Annotated in this window: 22 protein-coding genes; 4 read left to right on the top strand and 18 right to left on the bottom strand. The window is 59.0% G+C overall.

Annotated features, from left to right (window positions below; all coding sequences use genetic code 11):
* From LC343_RS22960 to LC343_RS22910, 11 genes are all read right to left on the bottom strand, one after another.
* Complete coding sequence (locus tag LC343_RS22960; protein ID WP_223479515.1) at window positions 1-918, bottom strand: ribose-phosphate pyrophosphokinase; 918 nt, start codon at window positions 916-918, stop codon at window positions 1-3.
* Window positions 915-2,426, bottom strand: coding sequence for a thymidine phosphorylase family protein (locus LC343_RS22955; RefSeq protein WP_223479514.1), 1,512 nt, complete (start codon window positions 2,424-2,426; stop codon window positions 915-917). Before LC343_RS22955 ends, LC343_RS22960 begins: the two co-directional genes overlap by 4 nt.
* Window positions 2,423-3,808, bottom strand: a complete 1,386-nt coding sequence (locus LC343_RS22950) for an MBL fold metallo-hydrolase RNA specificity domain-containing protein (protein WP_425416323.1) — start codon at window positions 3,806-3,808, stop codon at window positions 2,423-2,425. The genes LC343_RS22955 and LC343_RS22950 overlap by 4 nt, the downstream gene beginning before the upstream one ends.
* A 21-nt stretch (window positions 3,809-3,829) precedes the next feature.
* The gene (petA, locus tag LC343_RS22945; RefSeq protein ID WP_223479513.1) at window positions 3,830-4,372 is read right to left on the bottom strand and encodes a ubiquinol-cytochrome c reductase iron-sulfur subunit; all 543 of its coding nucleotides are present in this window, start codon (window positions 4,370-4,372) and stop codon (window positions 3,830-3,832) included.
* Between the two features lie 114 nt (window positions 4,373-4,486).
* A complete protein-coding gene (locus LC343_RS22940) occupies window positions 4,487-4,909 on the bottom strand; it encodes a c-type cytochrome (RefSeq protein ID WP_223479512.1) in 423 nt (140 codons plus the stop codon).
* Window positions 4,910-4,996: 87 nt separating this feature from the next.
* Window positions 4,997-6,058 carry a YncE family protein gene (locus LC343_RS22935; protein WP_223479511.1) on the bottom strand — a complete coding sequence of 354 codons (1,062 nt, stop codon included), beginning with the start codon at window positions 6,056-6,058 and terminating at the stop codon, window positions 4,997-4,999.
* A 26-nt stretch (window positions 6,059-6,084) separates the two neighbouring features.
* Window positions 6,085-6,408 (bottom strand): DUF5676 family membrane protein, encoded by a 324-nt coding sequence (locus tag LC343_RS22930; RefSeq protein WP_223479510.1) that lies wholly within the window; start codon window positions 6,406-6,408, stop codon window positions 6,085-6,087.
* Complete coding sequence (locus LC343_RS22925; RefSeq protein ID WP_223479526.1) at window positions 6,401-6,661, bottom strand: YHS domain-containing protein; 261 nt, start codon at window positions 6,659-6,661, stop codon at window positions 6,401-6,403. The genes LC343_RS22930 and LC343_RS22925 overlap by 8 nt, the downstream gene beginning before the upstream one ends.
* Before the next feature lie 303 nt (window positions 6,662-6,964).
* Window positions 6,965-7,330, bottom strand: coding sequence for a hypothetical protein (locus tag LC343_RS22920; protein ID WP_223479509.1), 366 nt, complete (start codon window positions 7,328-7,330; stop codon window positions 6,965-6,967).
* A gap of 129 nt (window positions 7,331-7,459) precedes the next feature.
* A complete protein-coding gene (gene cueR / locus LC343_RS22915) occupies window positions 7,460-7,897 on the bottom strand; it encodes a Cu(I)-responsive transcriptional regulator (RefSeq protein ID WP_009452567.1) in 438 nt (145 codons plus the stop codon).
* A 14-nt stretch (window positions 7,898-7,911) separates the two neighbouring features.
* Entirely contained in the window at window positions 7,912-10,422 is a 2,511-nt protein-coding gene (locus LC343_RS22910; RefSeq protein ID WP_223479508.1) for a heavy metal translocating P-type ATPase, read from the bottom strand.
* Window positions 10,423-10,584: 162 nt separating this feature from the next.
* Here LC343_RS22910 and LC343_RS22905 point away from each other — a divergent pair, with 162 nt between their 5' ends.
* The 3 genes from LC343_RS22905 (at window position 10,585) to LC343_RS22895 (ending at window position 11,487) form a co-directional block, all read left to right on the top strand.
* Window positions 10,585-10,788, top strand: coding sequence for a heavy-metal-associated domain-containing protein (locus LC343_RS22905; RefSeq protein WP_223479507.1), 204 nt, complete (start codon window positions 10,585-10,587; stop codon window positions 10,786-10,788).
* Window positions 10,789-10,863: 75 nt separating this feature from the next.
* On the top strand, window positions 10,864-11,250 hold the full coding sequence (locus LC343_RS22900; RefSeq protein WP_223479506.1) for a DUF302 domain-containing protein: 387 nt from the start codon (window positions 10,864-10,866) through the stop codon (window positions 11,248-11,250).
* Between the two features lie 36 nt (window positions 11,251-11,286).
* Window positions 11,287-11,487 (top strand): hypothetical protein, encoded by a 201-nt coding sequence (locus tag LC343_RS22895; protein ID WP_223479505.1) that lies wholly within the window; start codon window positions 11,287-11,289, stop codon window positions 11,485-11,487.
* 288 nt (window positions 11,488-11,775) lie between these two features.
* On the opposite strand, the gene LC343_RS22890 is transcribed toward LC343_RS22895, so the two are convergent.
* Window positions 11,776-12,060 carry a hypothetical protein gene (locus LC343_RS22890; protein WP_223479504.1) on the bottom strand — a complete coding sequence of 95 codons (285 nt, stop codon included), beginning with the start codon at window positions 12,058-12,060 and terminating at the stop codon, window positions 11,776-11,778.
* Between the two features lie 917 nt (window positions 12,061-12,977).
* Between LC343_RS22890 and LC343_RS22885 the strand changes: the two genes are divergently transcribed.
* The gene (locus tag LC343_RS22885; protein ID WP_223479503.1) at window positions 12,978-13,430 is read left to right on the top strand and encodes a potassium channel family protein; all 453 of its coding nucleotides are present in this window, start codon (window positions 12,978-12,980) and stop codon (window positions 13,428-13,430) included.
* 11 nt (window positions 13,431-13,441) lie between these two features.
* Here LC343_RS22885 and nhaA read toward each other — a convergent pair whose 3' ends face one another.
* The 6 genes from nhaA to LC343_RS22855 all read right to left on the bottom strand — a co-directional run bounded on the left by nhaA (window position 13,442) and on the right by LC343_RS22855 (window position 18,888).
* Window positions 13,442-14,599, bottom strand: a complete 1,158-nt coding sequence (gene nhaA / locus LC343_RS22880; protein WP_223479502.1) for a Na+/H+ antiporter NhaA — start codon at window positions 14,597-14,599, stop codon at window positions 13,442-13,444.
* Window positions 14,596-15,921 (bottom strand): APC family permease, encoded by a 1,326-nt coding sequence (locus LC343_RS22875; protein WP_223479501.1) that lies wholly within the window; start codon window positions 15,919-15,921, stop codon window positions 14,596-14,598. The genes nhaA and LC343_RS22875 overlap by 4 nt, the downstream gene beginning before the upstream one ends.
* Before the next feature lie 24 nt (window positions 15,922-15,945).
* Entirely contained in the window at window positions 15,946-17,037 is a 1,092-nt protein-coding gene (locus tag LC343_RS22870) for a saccharopine dehydrogenase family protein (RefSeq protein WP_223479500.1), read from the bottom strand.
* 148 nt (window positions 17,038-17,185) lie between these two features.
* Window positions 17,186-17,833 (bottom strand): methyltransferase family protein, encoded by a 648-nt coding sequence (locus LC343_RS22865; RefSeq protein ID WP_223479499.1) that lies wholly within the window; start codon window positions 17,831-17,833, stop codon window positions 17,186-17,188.
* Complete coding sequence (locus LC343_RS22860; protein WP_223479498.1) at window positions 17,830-18,099, bottom strand: DUF2933 domain-containing protein; 270 nt, start codon at window positions 18,097-18,099, stop codon at window positions 17,830-17,832. Before LC343_RS22860 ends, LC343_RS22865 begins: the two co-directional genes overlap by 4 nt.
* Window positions 18,100-18,675: 576 nt before the next feature.
* Window positions 18,676-18,888, bottom strand: a complete 213-nt coding sequence (locus LC343_RS22855) for a c-type cytochrome (RefSeq protein WP_223479497.1) — start codon at window positions 18,886-18,888, stop codon at window positions 18,676-18,678.
* Between the last annotated feature and the right edge of the window lie 258 nt (window positions 18,889-19,146).

Below are 19,146 nucleotides of genomic sequence, written 5' to 3'. Positions count from 1 at the left end.
TCAATTCTTGTCTCCGTGCTTTCTGATTTGGAAATTCGAAAGTTCGCCTATGGCGGATGCCAACGGACCGGCGATCGAAATCGCGTTCGATCGATGCGCGATTGAATTGGTACTCACCAATGACGCCACGCCGGCATCGAGCAGTTCCTCGTAGGCATTTCCGGCAAAAACCGGATGGATAATCACGCATATAGCGGGTGGAAGACCGAGTTCCCGGAGATGTCCGGCTGTCTCGATCATCGTTCTGCCCGACGACACGATGTCGTCCACGATCACCGGCGTCCCTTTTTCGGCTTGCGAGAAATCTGGAATGCTTATCGAAACATCGCGATCACCGCGTCGCGTCTTTTCGAGTATCTGGTAAGGCGCGTCGATCCGTGCCGCTATGCTTGCGACCCACTGTTTGCTCTCCGAATCCGGTCCGATGAGGACCGGCCGAGTTACATTCTGCTTGATCCAGTCGGCGATCAGCGGGGCGGTCGCTACAGTCCTGGTAGAAATCTCGAAGAGCCGGGACAGATCGGGATTGCGGTGCAGATGCGGGTCGGCGGTAACCAGCCAATCGACGCCTTCCTCGAGGAAACGCGCGAAGAGAGGCGCACTGACTGCCTCGCCCGGATGGAACCTCCTGTCCTGGCGCATATAGGCGAGATAGGGTGCAACGAGGCCGAGTGAACGCACTCCGAATTCTCGCGCGGTCATGACAACGAACCGCAATGGCAGCGCGATCCGGTCCGGATGCCTTAAAGATGCGACGAGGATGACGTCTCGCCCCTTCACGGCCTCGTCGATCGATACCAGGGACTCGCCATCGGGAAAGCGGTGCCAGACGAGTCGTCCGGTTTCAGCTCCGATGCAATTCGCAATTTCGCGGGCCAGATCGCGATCATCGGGAAAGGACAGAAGGAGGGGCTTCATTCCTCGTCCCTCACCTCGACGATACCGTCATGGGCGGCCGCAAACTCCAAGGCATAGTCGAGCGCACCTGGCGTATTCGCGCAGATTTCAAACAGCCTGTCGCCGATGTCGACCCGATCTCCTACCTTTAGACGGCAAAACACTCCCGCTTCGGCGTTCGATGGGGCACCTGCGAGTTTGGCGACTTTTGTCAACCGGCGATTGTCGATGCTCGCGACCTTCCCGGTCGTGCTTGCCGGGAACGGAAATCTATACGCGGCGGCACCGGGTTCCCGAAAACCTCCCTGCGCGTCGCAGATGGCGATGAACTTTGCCAGGGCCTCGCCGCTGTCAAGCAACTGATGCGCGCGCATTTTTCCGGTACCGTTTCCGTCGGGTGCCATATCCAGGAGCGCCCCCGCCAACAGAACGGCGCGCTCGCGAAGGTCGCTTGGCGCGAACGGCTCGCCGCGCAGCACGGCCAACACATCGCGCGCCTCGAGGGCCGGGCCAATACCGAATCCGACCGGCTGTATGCCATCTGTCCTGGCCACGCGAAGTTGCAGCCCAAGCACTTCCGCCGTCGCGGCCAACCGGCCGGAAAGCGCGCTCGCGCTACTGTCCGTGCGAATCTTCGCCGTCGGTCCGACCGGAATGTCGATCAGTACGTGACTCGATCCGGCAGCCGCCTTCTTCGACAAGACGCTGGCGACAAGCTGTCCCGCGCTGTCGAAATCGAGCGGGCGTTCGACCCGAACAAGGACGTCGTCGGCGGGACTCAGTCGGACATGTCCGCCCCAGACGACGCAGCCGCCTTCCTTCTCGACGACCTTGCGCATGGCGGCGAGGTTGAGGCTCACCGGCGCCATGGTTTCCATCGTGTCGGCAGTACCCGCCGGAGACGTGATGGCGCGCGACGAGGTCTTGGGGATTCGTTTTCCCGCCGCAGCTATTATCGCCACAACGATTGGCGTCGTGCGGTTGCCCGGCAATCCGCCGACACAATGTTTGTCGAGGACATAGCCGGCGCCCCAATCGATGCGCTCGCCAACCGCCAGCATCGCTTTCGTCAAGGCGATGGTCTCGTCGAGGTCGAGGCGATCCCCCGCGCACGCCGTGACGAACGCCGCCAATTCGAGATCGGAGAGATTGCCGGCCAATGCATCGCGGATGATTGAGAGGAAGTCGTCCTGTATCAGTTTTATACCGAACACCTTCGCGCGCAGCGCCGAAGCGGATTGCGGAGGGTCGGGATGCGTGAACGCCGCGGTTGCGTTTTCGGAAGGTGCCAAGGCCTTCCAGGCCGCTTCCGACAGAAGCGCGGTGCCGTGCGGGATCCAATCCTCGTCATGAACAACGTTGAGGGTCGCAACGACGGACCGAGCGCCGCAGGCTATCCTGACACGTGTCAAAGCGGAGAATCCCTCCGAGGAACAGACGTGACAATCCGAACGCATAAATACAATCGGTTGCTGATAAGTATCAACGCGCGCCCTAAGAATGCGAAGAACGTTGTGGCTCTGGTTCATTTCGGATGGTCCAGACTGATCCGTTCAAGATGTTCCGGTGCGCGTACGTGCCAGCCCAACTCATGCTCGATGCGCCAGCGCAACGCATCTGCCGCATCCGGTTCTCCATGCGTAAGATAGGTCATCGCCGGAGGACGGGCTGCGCCAGTCAGCCAGGTCATGATTTCGTCGACATCGGCGTGACCGGAAAAACTCTCCATTTGCACCACCTCCGCATTGATCTCGACTTCGCGACCGAACATGCGCAGGGTCCTGGCTCCGCCGACGAGCGCCGCGCCACGCGTGCCGCCAGCCTGATAACCGGAGAGCAGAATGGCATTCTTCGGGTCGGTGCCGAAGCTGGCGAGGTGATGCAACACCCTACCTCCACTCAGCATTCCGCTTGCAGAGATTATGATCATCGGCCCCCTGCGCGTGTTTAGCTCCTTGGATTCCGCTACGGAGCGTACGCGTTCGGCAAGCCTAAACATTGCAACGCAGTCGTCCCAGGTGACGTGATGCTCTTCGTGATGATTGTGATAGATTTCGGTCGCATCGACGGCCATGGGACTGTTCAAATAGACCGGCAAATAAGGAATTTCGCCGCGTTTCCGCAGCCGCGCGATGTGATACATCACACCCTGCGCACGGCCGATCGCGAAAGCCGGAATTAGGATTACGCCGCCGCGGGAGCAGACACGGTTGATGACCGGCGCCAATTCCGCTTTCGGATCAATGTTGGCGTGCTTTCGGTTGCCGTAGGTCGACTCGCAGATGAGGACGTCGACTTCGCGCAACGACCGAGGTGCGCGCATTAGCGGATCGGAGTTGCGCCCGAGATCGCCGCTGAAATGAATAGAACGGCCATCGATCTCAATCCGGATCTGCGCTGCGCCGAGCAAATGGCCTGCAGGCACGAATTCCGCCGTTATCCCGTTTCCGAGGTCGAAGCGGCGATCAAATTCCTTCGCCTCCAGGCTATCAACAGCGCTTTCCGCGTCCTTCAACGTGTAGAGCGGCCTCGGATCGGCATGCTTCGAATAGCGTTTGCGCTTGGCATACTTTGCATCTTCTTCTTGAAGGTGACCGCTGTCTGGCAGCAGGAGCCCGCAAAGTTCCACCGTCGATTCCGTACAATAAACCGGCCCCTCGAACCCGTCGCGCACTAGCGCCGGCAGATATCCCGAGTGATCGAGATGCGCATGTGTCAGGAGTACCGCATCGATCGAACCGGGGCGGACGGGGAACGGCAGCCAATTGCGCCGGCGCAGTTGTTTGAACCCTTGGAACAAACCGCAATCGATCAGGATTCGCCGTCCGTTCGCTTCGAGAAGGTATCGCGATCCGGTTACTGTTCCGGTTGCACCGAGAAATCGCAAAGCATTTGCGGGAGATTTTGTCACTTTGTCTCCTCCTCTCTCAGATCAGCCGATAACGACGCTCTCGCCGTCCATAAGCTCGTAGGGCGGAACGACGAGGTTCTTGGGTGCAGGGCCCCGCCTTACACGCCCGGACGTGTCGTATTGTGAACCGTGGCACGGGCAGTACCAGCCACCCCAATTGCCCCTTGGATCGGAATCCTTCTGCCCGAGTGGGATGCAGCCGAGATGCGTGCACACCCCAACCACGATCAGCCACTCGGGATTCTGCACACGATCTGCATCGCTTTGAGGATCGATAAGATCAGCATCGTCGTCAGCGACTGCCGCATCGATTTGAGCTTTCGTCCGTCTGTCGACAAACACAGGACGGCCACGCCACATGACCGTCACTCGCTGGCCGACCTCAATGTCGCCCAACGGGATTTCGACCGTTGCGAGGCTTCGTACACTTGCCGAGGGATTCATGCTGTCGATAAACGGCCAGGCGAACGCCCCTACTCCCACGACTACCATCGCCCCTGTTGCAACGTAAATGAAATCGCGTTTGGTAACCGACTTGTCGGCATCTGAGACTATTGCGGACATATTATTGCTCCTTGCGCTTTGGACGGAGTTCACGCCGGATTGTCCGGCGTTCCCTCTCGCTCCTGTTTCAAGGTCCGCATGGCGGACTACGCACCGCCACCGCCGCGATGGCGTCTACTCGTCATCGGATTCGTGCATCAGATCCTCGATACGCTCGGGAATGTCCTCTTCGGAGAATTCGGCCTGAACGTCGGCATCGTGGACAAACGCAATGATGTCGGCCAGTTCGCTACCGTCGAGCTCGATCGGCGCACCGAGTTCGTCACGCTGCATTGCGACCATCGCCTCTGCACCCCGCCACATGCGCGCGGCAAATTCGAACGGATTCATCGGTAGGGGCATCGCCGACGCATCAAGGGCCGGAGCGTCCTCGCCGCCGACGCCGTTTATCGAATGGCACACAACGCATCCCTTGCTCGCGAACAGCTGCTTGCCTCGTATCGGATTCATTTGAGGATTCATCAAACCCGGGCTCACCATACCGTCGTCCATCATGCCGCTTTCCTGGCCCAACGAAGCGGTCACCAGGCCGAACATGATCGCTCCACCGAGAAGGGCTGAAGTCATGGCGTTTGAAGTTGCATATCTGTACATGACAGTCTCCTTTCGTTTTTCCGGCTGCTCTTAGGGGAGCACCACCATTTCGTGACCTTCACCTGAAACAGCGATCTCGCCCGTTACTGCGAGGTTTTCCTGGTCGACGATCCAGACCTTGGGCTCTTCGCGACTTGAGACGTAGAGGCTGTTCGTCCCGGCTATTGTCGTCAGGTGATAGGGGGCGGGAGCTAAGGCTGCGAATTTTGCTTTGCCGCTGCTCAGGTCAATAGCGGCAATCTTGTCGTCGCGCTTGCCGCTAACGAATAGCGTCCCATCATCGTCCGACAGATCAAGCCCATGGATTTCGCCACCGACATCCAGAGACCGGGAAATGTTCCCGTCCGAGATGATGACCTCGTGGACCTTGCCGGCATAGGCATCGGCGACATAGAGCCGCTTGCCATCGTGCGACATGACAACATGCTCCGGCGCCTCGCCGGAAAGGATATTGCGCTTGACGAACGTCTTGTCGACGTCAACCTCACTAGTGGTTCCGCTGTCGGCGTTCGTAACGAATACCGATCTACCATCGCGCGCAAACACGGCATAGTTTGGGCTCGTTCCAGTCGGCACGAACGCTTTGAATGCCAAGGTGTCGAGATCGATGATACTGATCCCGTCTGTGGTCGGATGTGTCACTGCGGCGTAGCGGCCGTCCGGAGACATAGCCACGTGATGGACGGCGCCGGGAACCTCAATCCGGCGCACTACCGCGCCGGTCTTTGCTTCGACTATCGTCAGAATGCTTACTCCGGCATCTTTGGGCATGACACTCGCCGCCCTAGGGGCGTGATGCGCTTGGTGTTCGTCTTGCGATACGCCTTCCGGTTTCGCCGGCGCCTCTGCTTCTTCTTTCGCCACCTCGGAATAGCTGCCCGCAACGATGTAACGTGCGCCTGGTGCTCCGGCCAGACCGTGGACAGCCTCAAAACCTGGCCAGCGCGCCTCGACCGAACCGGTGTCGGCATCCACAACAAGGATTTCTCCAGCGCTCCCCTCTGGAATGTAGACGGTGGTCGCGAATGTCGGCACGGTTCCGAGCAAAGTCAGAGTTGCTGTCGCTAACGCGAATTTCATTTCTGTTTTCATTTTGGTCTCCATTAATATGGCCGTGTTCAACGGAACCTGCGTGCCGCAAAGTAGTTGAAGAGAGGGCCGAAAATCAGCGCGACATACCAGCCGTAGGCAAATGCCTCGACCAGACCGAGCAGGAAGCTCGGGACACTCAACCAGGTGAATCCGGGAAGAAGTTTCAGCCATGTCTGGTACATCGCCATTCCCGGAAAGATGAGGTCAAAGCCGACGCACAGGACGAACGTGATCGCCAGAAACAAGCCAAGGCTCATGCCGAAAGCGATGACCGGAATACGCGGTGTGTTCGACGCCTGCGGAGCGACCCTGATCGCATAGCCCGGACTGGAGTTGCGTGAGTCAGCCATGAACGGCCCCCCCTGTCTCCAAGGTCGCAGATTCCTGATTTAGATATGTATCAGGTGCCGCCTCAAAGCGTTCGCGGCATTCTCGCGAGCAGAAGTAGAACACGTGCCCGTCATGCACTGCGGACTTCGCCGCATTCGTATGGACTGTGATCCCGCACACGGGATCAATGGCACTTTCAGGCGCAATCCAGCGCAGATCAGTATTGCTACCTCCCTCCGACTGCTTTGTTCGAGAGTTGTGGCCATGTCCCATTACATGAGCGCCACAGCCAAACCGCATCATGAGCAGGATCAGTCCGGCCCAGACGAGAAAATATATTATTGCTTCCATTATCCGCTCCTTATGCATCGCCCGCACGGGCTGTTGCATTTTCGGCTTTGTCCGAACCGACAGGGGCGACGAATGCGAACTGCGTCCTGCATTTCAGCGGGCGCTATCGCAGATCCGACGGGGCAAGGCAGACTTTTGAGCTATTGCGGAAAGAGCCGCAGTGGCGCTCAGTATTCGCTCACGCGGGTTGGCGCCATCGTCAGCCGGACAGGGTTACCCTATGTTTCAGGCAGACTTTGGAGGGGGAGATGGAAACGACAGGAACAGCCGATCGGGAAGAAGTTTTGTAATAAAGTGCTGACGCTGACGACCTGCGTCAATGCCAGAAAATCCGGCCAGGAGAACAGCCGGTAACAGGCAATGACTGGCCGTACTGCATACCTTGGAATTAGCAGGTACAACGCGATTGCCATCGGAACCATCATATGAATGGCTCACGCTGATGACCGCGTGCAAACCAGTGTCAATGTTCTCGCTAAATTGGTGGAATAACGGCGCGAGGACGTAGAACATTGCTATCATCGCCCACAATACCGACCGCGAACGCGGCAGCGCTCTCAATCGGGCTTCTCTTTGGGCTTTGACGGTCATTTCATAACCTACTTTTTTTCAGCTTACTCGCAAAAACGAAGCGATCCTTGATCTCTATCAACGCGACCCTGACCTACCGTTTTCCGACCGGTGAAGGCTTTTAAATGTCGGCCTCCATTGGAGGTGGATTTAGTGGCTGCAATTACCTGCTGGCTTTTTCAATTGGTCGCTTGCAGGTCGATCTCCATGGCCAAGATCATTAAGTATCGGGCAGTCCGGACGATGGTCACCCGCACAAGCATTGACGAGTTCAGCGAGAGTGGCCCGCATGGAACGGAGCTGCGCGATCTTTTCGTCGATCCGCGCCAAATGGTCTTCGGCGATATGCTTCACGGCAGCGCTCTCCCGTCCATCATCCTCATAGAGAGCCAGCAGGTTCCGACAATCCTCGATCGTGAAGCCCAATGCACGGGCGCGGCCGAGAAACGCCAGCTTGTGCAGATCCTTGTCTTGGAAACTGCGATAGCCGTTTTCGCCCCTTAGCGGCCGGATGAGGCCGATGTCCTCATAGTAGCGTATCGTCTTCGCGGGCAGGCCTGAAATTCGTGAGACATCACCAATATTCATCGTCAGTTTCCTTCTCATTCGGCCGGCGCCGGCACGAGTCGCGCCGGAGTTGGGTGGGCCGAAGCCCTTTCATCCATTGCCGGAGCGATCCGCCGCAACCGCAACGCGTTCGTCAGCACAAAGACAGAAGATAGTCCCATAGCGCCTGCTGCCAAAATGGGTGACAGAAGCACACCGAACGTCGGATATAGTACGCCGGCCGCGACCGGGATCAGGGCAGTGTTGTATCCGAACGCCCAGAAAAGATTCTCGCGGATATTGCGCATCGTCCGGCGGGAAACCTCGAATGCGTTGACCACGCCGCGAAGGTCGCCTGACATCAGTACGACGTCGGCGGATTCGATGGCGACGTCAGTCCCGGTTCCGATTGCGATCCCGACATCGGCATGGGCGAGCGCTGGCGCGTCGTTTATGCCATCGCCGACAAAAGCGATCCTTTGGCCCTTGCTGCGTAGTTCGTCGAGCGCAGCGACCTTACCGTCGGGAAGAACTCTGGCGATCACATGATCGATTCCGGTTTCCCTTGCGATGGCTTCGGCGGTCTCCGGCTTGTCGCCCGTGATCATAGCCACTTTCAATCCGAGCTTGTGCAACTCCTGTATGGCCGCAGCGCTTGCGGATTTCACTGGATCCGCCACGCCGAATACCGCCGCCACCTTTCCATCAATCGCGGCGTAGAGGGCAGTGTGACCGCGCCTGGCCAGTTGCGCTTCCTCGGCGGCCAGAGCACCCAGGTCCAGGCCCTTGCGCTGCATCAGCCGGTCGGCGCCAACCAGAACCTCGGTCGTTCCGACGCGGGCGCGAACCCCGTAACCCGTCATGGAGTTGAATTCCGACACCTCATGACGCGCTGCTCCTTCACGACGCGCGCCGCGAACGATCGCTTCGGCAATGGGGTGTTCCGACTGCTCTTCGACCATGGCGACGCGGGCCAGCACATCGGCGCGGTCGAATCCTTCGGCCACGATCACGTCGACGAGTTCCGGACGACCTTCGGTGAGAGTGCCGGTCTTGTCGAATGCGACCACGTCGACCGAACTGAGGATCTGCAATGCGTCGCCCTTGCGGAACAGAACACCCATCTCGGCCGCGCGTCCGGTGCCGACCATGATCGACGTTGGCGTGGCAAGACCCATCGCACAGGGGCATGCGATGATGAGGACAGACACGCCTGCCACCAGCGCAAGGGTCAGCGCCGGCTCGGGGCCGAAGATCAGCCAAATCAAGACCGTCAATGCAGCGATCGCCATGACCGCAGGAACGAACCAGAGCGTGATCCGGTCGACGAGGCCTTGGATCGGCAACTTCGCACCCTGCGCTTCTTCTACCATACGAATGATCTGGGAAAGGGTCGTATCGGCGCCCACACGCGTTGCCCGGAAGCGGAAGCTTCCAGCCCCGTTGACCGTGCCGCCGGTTACCGGACCTCCAGTTGCCTTGGTGACTGGTACCGGCTCCCCGGTGATCATGCTCTCATCGACGTGGCTCTCGCCTTCCACGAGTTCGCCGTCTACGGCAATCCGCTCGCCCGGGCGCACAAGGAGAACATCGCCAAGTCGTATTTCCTCGATGGGTACTTCGACCGGCTCACCATCGCGCAGAACGCGCGCGGTTCTCACCTGAAGGCCAAGAAGCTTCTGGATGGCTGCGCCGGTACGGCCCTTTGCCCGCGCCTCCAGGAACCGTCCCAACAGGATCAGCACCACGATCACCGCTGCGGCTTCGAAATAAACCGCGCGAACGGCATCCGGAAGAAGCCAGGGCAGGAATGTCGCAATGACGGAGTAAATGTAGGCCGCGCCAGTTCCGACCGCGACGAGGCTGTTCATGTCCGGGGCCCCCTTGATGAGAGATGGGATACCTTTGAGGTAGAACACCCTCCCCGGTCCGAGCAGCACGGCTGTGGTCAGCAGGAACTGGATAATCCAGCTGGTCTGATGACCGATCGTGCCTCCGATGAATGCGTGCATTCCAGGAATCACATGGCTGCCCATCTCCATCACGAACACAGGCAAGGCAAGAACAGCCGCCAACATGGTGCGGCGCTTGATCTCTCTGGCTTCTTCCTCCTTGCGGGCCACACGGTCGCTTGAACTGGAAGCTTCGGCGATTTCCGCCGGATAACCGATTTCGGCCGCCGCCGCGATGAATTCGGCGGGGCCGGTCGCCCCTTCAAGATATGTGACAGTAGCGGTTTCGGATGCCAGATTCACGTTGACATCGAGAACACCCGGCACGGCGGCGATCGCGTGATCCACCCGTCCGACACAGGATGCACATGACATCGATTCGATGTTCAGCGTGACGCTTGCCCGCCGTGCCGGATAACCGAGTTCGTCCAGCTTGTTGGCGGCCTCAGCAAGCCGATCCGGGTCTTCTATCGTCAACCTGGCCGTTTCGTTTGCCAGATTGACTGAAACATCGCGGACACCTTCGATTCCAGAAAGCGCGCGCTCGACCCGTCCCACACAGGACGCGCACGACATGCCTTCGATGGAAAGCGAAACAGACTGATTGCCGTTCATCGACGTCTCCAATTCAGAATTGTTTCACGGAAAATAATTGTTCCAGTCACTGGAAGGTCAAGGGTAGGGATGCGATTTTTTTATAACCAGCCAAGTTCGCTTGACCCTCCAGTTGGTGGAACCTCTATCTTCCAGCCATCCAAGACCTGTGGAGACCAAAAAATGAAATTCAGCGTTCCCGAAATGAGCTGCGGTCATTGCGTCGCGGCGATCGAAAAGACCGTGAAAAGCGCCGATCCTGATGTGGAAATTGCCTGCGATCTGGCGAGCAAGACCGTGGAGATCAACAGCGACTTGCCGGCCTCGGATATCAAGGTCGCTATCAAGGACGCGGGCTACGATTCCGAGCTTCTCGAGGTAGCTTAAGACGCTCATTTGGCCTGAACCACACGCAAACGTCCGTCCCGCCGGTCCCGGTCACAGTCAACGTGAGGATATGAAATGAAATACACCTACGACCGTCTTCTTCCCAACGTGCCAATCGACGAGGCAGATGCCCGTACGCGTGACGCGCTCAAGGAACAAGGATTCGGCGTACTTACCGAAATCGATGTCAAGGAAACGATGAAGAAGAAGATTGGTGCCGAGATGGACGGTTATCGCATTCTCGGTGCATGCAACCCGAACATGGCCCACAAGGCCATCGGTCTGGAGCCTCGGATCGGTGCGATGCTTCCATGTAACGTAATCCTGCGCGCCGTCGAAGGCGGGACAGAACTAAGCGCCATCGATCCCGTTGCCTCGATGGCAGCGGTCGACAACGCTGGCCTTCACGCTGTCGCAGCAGATGTGCGTGACATGCTGAAGAAAGCGATCGATCTGGCCTGATCTCAACGCAATCAGGACAAAAGCAAGGATTCCGGCGTGACGACGGACTATCAGAAAAACAGCATATCGCTGACTGGCGCAGTTTCGATGGGGACCGGAGTGATGATCGGTGCCGGTATCTTCGCGTTGACCGGCCAGGTCGCCGAACTTGCGGGCACCTGGTTTCCTTTGTTGTTCCTCGTCGGCGCGGTTGTCAGCCAAACAACCGCGTCCGGATTGTCCATGAAGCAACGGTAAATGATCCAGGCCGCATCGCCGACCAGTTCGATGGCATAGTCACGTTCCACGCCACGTTCGATGGCGGACCGAATGGCGGCGATGATCAGCGCTCCATTCAGAAGCCGGAGCCGCGCACCCGCGCTGCTTGCGTACGGGATTTCGGTCGTGTGCCCCTCGAACCGGGCCCATGTGTCTGTTGTGTCTGTGAGGAGTGCGCGGATTTCGGCCCGGGTGAAACGGCCCTTTGCCATCTCGCCGCGCGCACGACCGGGCGGAACGCTGGGCGGGACAGGCGCTGGCCGCGGGTCACTTCAGCCAGTGCGGCCGGAAGGTCCGCCCCCGCTCGGTGAATGTCATACAACCAAGGACGGCGCCGCCCAAGGCGGACATAGCGATGCCATTGAGCATGAACAGAAAGCCCGCGCCTTGGGCACCGAAATAGCCGAAGGTCAGATCAAGCCTCAGGCACAGCGTGTTGCAAAACAGCCCCAGCATCACCGTTGCCGGCAGCACTGTCAGCCCAACCGCACACCAGCCATCCACACGGCCCAGAAGACCAAACACCACGACCGCGCCGAATGCACCGCCCATTCCAACGCCGCAATAGACCGGGGTCCACATAGCCTTGTTGAACCAGCTGCCCTCGGGGAAAAGGTAGAAGCCTCAGACGAGGAGGACCACAGCCTCGCCAAGGATCGAGAAGAGGAGCGCCAGTTTCAGTGGCCGAGCAGCACCAGTCGCGTCCGCGGTGAAGCCCTGCTCCATGGCGAAACTCATTCCTAGTCTCCCTTGTGTTCGGCCATGTCGCGCAAGAGGAGGACGATCCGCGACGCGGTGCGGCGACGCGGGCTTCGGACATCTCGCTCCAGGTTGCTGCAAACCAACGGTCGCCGCCCTCGAGCAGCCTGAAGGTGGTGTCGAGAAGCAGATCCTGCGGCAAATCGGTTCGCACCGCACCTAGCGCCTGGCCCCGCAGTATCAGCGCTTCGAGCCACCGACGCATCTGGCCTGCCAGTATCTCGAGCGCAGGGTGTGCCGTGCCGGCGGCGCGGGCGCTGATCGCGCTCCAGTTCAGGGCCGCCAGGACGTGGTCTGTCAACTGGCACTGCAGAAACGCCCTATACACGGCCTCCCACATCGCCCAATATTCCAAGCTCGTAGCCGGCAGTGCGCCGGGCGCCATGGCGGCAACCAGGTCGTCAAGCGCCCGTTGCGTCACGGCGGCATAGAGATCGTACTTGCCTTCGAAGTAATGGTGGAAGGACGATTTGCTCATCCGGGCTGCCGCGATTTATCGAGGCGCCGGACAGGCCATGTGTCGCGATCTCCGCCGCCGCGGCATCAAGGATTGCCGCCTGTTTCTCCGACGTGACGTTCTGGAATCGCTCCATCGGGGCCATGATCGAAAAACTGTACCTAGAGTCCAAAGATTGCCGATGCTAATTTGATTAGACGCATCGGGACGCCACCCATATTGCGGTCAACAGTATCAATACACGGATCGTAAGTTGTTAATTTCGATAGCTATTTCCGCCGCGCTCTTCGTCACCACAGCCTATCTGCATCTGGCATCCCTGCGCTTCTGCTCAGGTCGCATGGCGTCTGTTCCGATGCGGTCGCATACACGCGTGCTGTCCATCGTGAGCCTGCTGTTCGTCACGCATCTGTTTCAGATCGGGCTATTCGCGGGCGGCTTCTGGATTGCGGGGGCGTGGTTCGGGATCGGTGACTTCGAGGGGTCTGACATGGCACACCCGCTCGACTACCTATATTTCTCGACCGTCATGTACACATCGCTCGGGATCGGAGATATCGTCCCGACCGGTCATCTGCGGTTTCTTGCCGGTGTCGAGGCCCTCAACGGGCTCTTGCTGATTGCCTGGTCAGCATCCTTCCTTTTTTCAACGATGAACCGTCTGTGGGACTGGCAGCCTTGCGTCGAGCCAGAGGACGAGGAGTGAGGCATCCGTTGCTAGCGCCCGACCGATCGGCGGAGATTGAACGAGAGGATGCCGAGTAAGGCGGCGATAGCTGAACTGCTCACAACGGCGAGTTTTGCCGTTGCGGCAATCGGGGCTGCATCGAATGCCGCGCCGACGATGAACAGGCTCATAGTGAAGCCGACACCAGCCAGCAGTGCGACCCCGAATAAGTCTCGCAGCGAAGTGTCAGGAGGAAGTGTTCCGATGCGCAAGCGAAGCGCCAGAAGCGTTCCGCCGAGAATTCCCAAAGGCTTTCCGACAATCAAAGCAATTGCAATGCCGATTGCCACAGACCATGCCTGTGGGTCAGCGGGAACAAAATCCAGCACGATGCCACCATTGAAGAAGGTAAAGACCGGCACGACAAAGAACAGAGCAAACGGCGAAATGCGCTGCTCGGCGCGCGCGGCTGCTTTTGACGGAAACGATGAAAGCGGCAGGGAAAACCCGACAATTGCACCTGCAACGGCTCCTTCGAGGCCGGTCATGATCAGTCCTGCCCAGAGAACGCAGCCGAAGAAAAGGTAAGGCACGAGCGAGGCCTTTCGGGTTCGATTGAGCAGAAGCAGGCCTGCCGAACCGCCAGCCACAATCCAAAGCGGCAAGAGCTGATCCAACTCTCCGTAGAACAGAGCGATAACAGCCACCGACCCAAGGTCATCGAATATAGCTGCAGCCGTAGCAAATGCGACGATCGCAGGGCCAACCTGACCCGAACATAGCGAAAGGACACCAAGGACCAAAACGATGTCCGTCGCAATCGGAATCGCCCACCCACGAAGGGCGATAGTCTCTCCGGCATTAAGACCAAGATAGATGGCTGCCGGCACGATCATGCCGCCGACTGCCGCACTTGCCGGAAGCACGGCCGCGCCGGGTTCGGACAGCGTACCTCGGGTCAACTCATGATTTGTGTGGATGCCAATCAGAAAGAAGAAGACCGTCAGAAGGCCCTGATTGATCCACTCGATCAGGGGGGCTTCGATTGCCCACGCGACCGGTCCCACTCGCAGAGGCAGATGGTGAATAAGCGCGTAGGTATCCGCCAGCGGCGAATTCGCGGCCACCAAACCTAGAGCAAGGCCGACGAGCATTGCAAGGCCCGCTCGCCGCCCATCGCGAACCGATTGTGTGACATGATCCGTCAACTGTGGGCGGACCCATTTTGAAGTGCCAGCCAGCGCGAAAGGTAGGCGCGTTCGAACAGAAACACGCTGAGGATCGCCAGGGCCGCATAGGCGACGATGGCCGAATCGCTCTGCAGCTTCATCGCGGTAAACGCGACGAGAACAATCGCGTCCACCCCGAACGCCACCAGAAGCACGACGCCAGAGGCGCAGATTTCCGCCCGCCGGAAACGCCAGACACCCCAATGCACAACCATATCCATGATAAGGTAGAAGAACGCGCCGAGCGACGCGATGCGGCTCAGATCGAAGAATACGGCAAGGAAGGAAGCGATGACCACCGTATAGACCAGCGTATGCCGCTGGATCGGACCGGACATACCGAAATGGCGATGCGGGATCATCTTCATTTCCGTCAACATGGCAAGCATCCTCGAGACGGCAAAAACGCTGGCCAGCACGGCCGAGGCCGTCGCCACGACGGCCAACAAGACCGTCAGCAGGAAGCCCGCCTGACCCAGCGCCGGTTCCGCCGCCTCGGCCAGCGAATAGTCCTTGGCGGCGATGATCTCGTCGATGGTCAGGCTGGACCCAACGCCGAAGGCCACAAGAAGATAGACGACTACGCACAGCGCAATCGAAATCATGATCGCGCGCCCCACGTTGCGGTTCGGGTCGGTGATCTCGGCACCGCTGTTGGTAATCGTTGTGAACCCCTTGAACGCGAGAATGGCAAGCGCGACCGAGGCAACGAACCCCATTACGCCAAAATCGACCGCGTCCCGCGACGCCGCGGCGAAGCCGAAGCCGCTCGACCACAGGGCGGCTACCCCGAAAAGCGCGATGCCGCCAATCTTGATTGCGGCCATGCCCATCGAGAACAGCCCGATCGACCGGTTGCCCGCGATGTTCACGAGGAAGGCAAAAAGGATCACTCCAACAGCCAAGATGGGCACAAGCGGCCCGCCCTCGATGTCGAAGGCGCGCAAGAGGTACGTGGCGAAAGTCCGGGCGACCAGGCTCTCGGCGATCACCATGCTGAGCGCCATCAGAAGCGCCGCCCCCGCCGCAACCGCCCCCGGTCCGTAGCACTTCTGCAGGATCATCCCGATACCCCCTGCCGAGGGCCAGGCGTTGGACATCTTGATGTAGCTGTAGGAACTGAACCCGGTCACGATCGCGCCGATGATAAAGGCAATGGGAAAGAGCGGCCCGGCAAGCTCGGCGATCTGCCCGGTCAAGGCAAAGATTCCCGCGCCGATCATGACGCCGGTCCCCATGGCAACCGCGCCGCCCAGCGTGATGGAATTCTTCTTGTAGTTGTCGCCGTCCTCGTGATTCATTGCGGGCCTCGTCATTCTTTTTTCTCAGTTCGGGCTTTGCCGAGTGATAGTGTTGATGCTCAATGTTTCAGGAAAGTGGCGAGCCAGGCCGCGCACTGCTTGCGCTAGATCCAAGTGGTCAACGATGGAATTGCCCCCTTCCTGCCCAGCATCGCTGGAACATATTGACTCAACTGTCAGCAATATCATTGAGGCCGTCAAATCGGCCTGATCGCCGCCTTCGAAAAGGTGCGACGCAATCTCCTTGCCATCGCGATCAAACGCAACGGCCGCAATACGTGTTCTGGTGGGCCCGATTTGAGGCAGCCACCGGGACAGCCTTGTCAATCTTATGGAATGCCTTGCCATCCACCGTCCGAACCCGAGCCGTTGTGTTGCCGCAATAAGGCGCGTGACGAGGCGCGGATCGACGGCCAGGTAGTGTCGAACCGACTCCTCGCGCCCGTCGGGAAAAATACCGGCGTCGGGAAACCCTATGTCGAGCGCCATTCGCGGTGTCTCTGTAGGCGCGAACTTGAACCTCCACGGGTTCGTGCCAGGAAATGTGGCCCGGCCGGTAGCCGGGTCGTCATAGGGTTTACCAAGGGCTCGAAAGAACCACTCAGCCGCCGCCTGCCCGAAGTGGCGGCCCATCCCCAGCTCAAGCCCGATTCGGAGCGTTCGCACCCGCCCGTCCCTTGCCAGATCTGCCCCCATCAACGTGCTGAGACCAGGAGCAGTCCCCACGCCTGTGATGAGACGCCCGGTTTTCCCGACCGCGACCCGGTTCTGGTCATCAACATAGTCTGGCGACGCGGACGTATCGAGAACTATGCCGCCCCTGGCGAGGATTGTCGCAACCAGTTCTGGAGGCGTTGCCTCCGTGAGATTGACGAAAATGGCGCCCTCGGGAAGAGAATTGGCCGCTTCGGGACTGGCCACGTCAAGGGTGATCGCGGCGACGTTTGGATGCGTCGTATCAACAGCCGGGCCCCGCCTCGAAACAGACCAAATCTTCCATTCTGCGTGGGCTGCGAGGAGCCGAATGAGCCGCTGACTGACATCCCCGGATCCACCGAGGATCACAAGATTTCCGGTTCCGATCGCCTGCGTGGTTTCGGCGCTCTTAATTCGCAAATCCGTAGTCCAATCCCGATGCCAAACTCATTCACCGATCAAGATGCAGGCTGACGCCCGGACGCTAGCGAAAATGGAGATTGCTTCGGTTCCCCGAGAGGAAACAAGCTCGGTTGCGCCTCGCAGGAACGGGACAGGACTATCGCGTTCACTGCGTGGCAACCTTGCGCAATCGAGGCACAAATGCCGGAACATCTTCCGCATATCTCTCCCAGGCCTCGCCAAATCGAGCCTGGCTATCCGCCTCCTCGCTTTTTGCAAGGCGTGCGTACATCCAAACGAGAACCGGGAACATCGCAAGCGTTAGGAGAGTCGGCCACTGCACGAGGAATCCGGCCATTATGAGAACGAAGCCCAGATATTGTGGATGCCGTATCCGGGCGTAGGGACCCGTGACGGCCAGTCTCCCGGCCCGCTGTGCGCTCCAGAGATGGTGCCAGGCCACCGATATCAACCAGAAACCTCCACCGATCAGCGCGAAGCTCAGGAAATGGAACGGTCCGAAATGTGGGTTCGACCTCCAGCCAAACATCATCTCCGGTAGATGCCCGCTGTCATGCGCGAACCAGTCGATCTCCGGCCAGTTGGATTGAAGCCAACCTGAGAGGAAGAAGATCGTCAGCGGAAAACCATACATCTCGACAAAGAGTGCGACGATGAAGGCACTGAAGGCACCGAAGCTGCGCCAGTCGCGCGATGTCTGCGGCTTGAAAAAGCTAAAAGCGAATAGAATGAAGACCGCCGAATTGATGACCACAAGCAGCCACAGGCCGTAAGAGGAACCGGTGTCGGTCATAACCTGTCATCTCCCGACCCACGACCACCATGCCCGCCGTGGCCACCATGACCGCCATGCATGAAGAAATGCATCCCGACGAAGAGCAGCAGGGGCAGAAACAGGACCCACTCGCTTGCGAAGATATGAACTCTGTGCTCGTAGCCGAGAAGCAGACCGCCCAGAGCGAGCGCGACGATCAGATAGATGCCTGCGCGGGATTTCCAGAAGGGCGCGACAGGCCTTGGCTCTTCCTCCAGTTTGCCGTGGTGATCGCGCGTCTCCATTTCAAATTTCCTCCAAACAGTCAGTGCAATGTGCGCGGGTCGCTCTCGAAGCGGGCCCGAGCGGATTGGGTTTTGGCAGCGAGCGCATGGGGCGGGCGCGCCTCGGTTTCGCAGCCTGCCCCATCAGCGAGCCGCTGAGAATTGCCTTTGCGCCTCAGCCATGCCCGCAACACCCGCCTCCGCTTTTTGCTGGTGTTTCGGGCTTCGCAGATGGCTGGGCCGCCGCGCCGGATTGGCGATCAGTGTCTTTCGCCGCGTGTGTGGAACCGCTGCAGCAGCATCCGGACTTCACTTCTTTGGCGCTTTTCATCGATTGGGTCAATTTGTCGTCCTCCATGGGTGCCTCGGATTTCAAGGTTCACCCTGTAGACGCCAGAAGGTAGCAATCATTACAGCTCGAGTTGCGGTTTTCAGCGCCTATCCGTCACTCGGAATGATCGTCGTCTTCCTCGTCGTCGTAGCCGCCGTAAGTTCTTCGATTTCGTGAGGAATATCGTTCATGCTGAAGTGCGCCTGTTCTTCGCCGTCATGCACAAAGCCTATGATCGCCGCGAGTTCCTAGCCTGTCAGATGGATCTAACCGCCCAATTCTTTTTCCTGCAACTCGATCATGTACGGTGCACCGCGGCTCGTGCGCGCCGCGAACTCGAAGGGGCTCATCCTCTCGTCCATGTATTCCGCCGCGAAGGGCTGTGCGTCTTCACTGCCGATCCCGTTGACGGAATGGCAAACGACGCAGCCCTTGGATGCGAACAGTTCGCGACCGCGTTCAGCGTCGAAGTTCGACAAAAGCAATCCGGGTGCTGTCGGCGCTTCGCCCGAGGTCTGTGCTAGTGCTGGACCGAAGCCTGATCCAACCACATGTAGAACGGGTCTTAACGTTTTTCGGAACATATTCGATTCTCCCTTTCCCAGTTGACCGCATAAGCGTCATTGAAGCGCTGCTGAACCCGTGAACATCATGCGACGGATTGCCCTTCTCTCGCAATCTGGCTGCGCATTTGATGGCGCCAAGACGGACAACAAGACAAATTCAACAATCAACGT

Origin of the sequence: Oricola indica (genome assembly GCF_019966595.1) — a bacterium.
GTDB classification, from domain to species: Bacteria; Pseudomonadota; Alphaproteobacteria; order Rhizobiales; family Rhizobiaceae; genus Oricola; species Oricola indica.
Note: the sequence above shows the minus strand (reverse complement) of the source record. Positions and strands in the feature narration are given on the sequence as shown.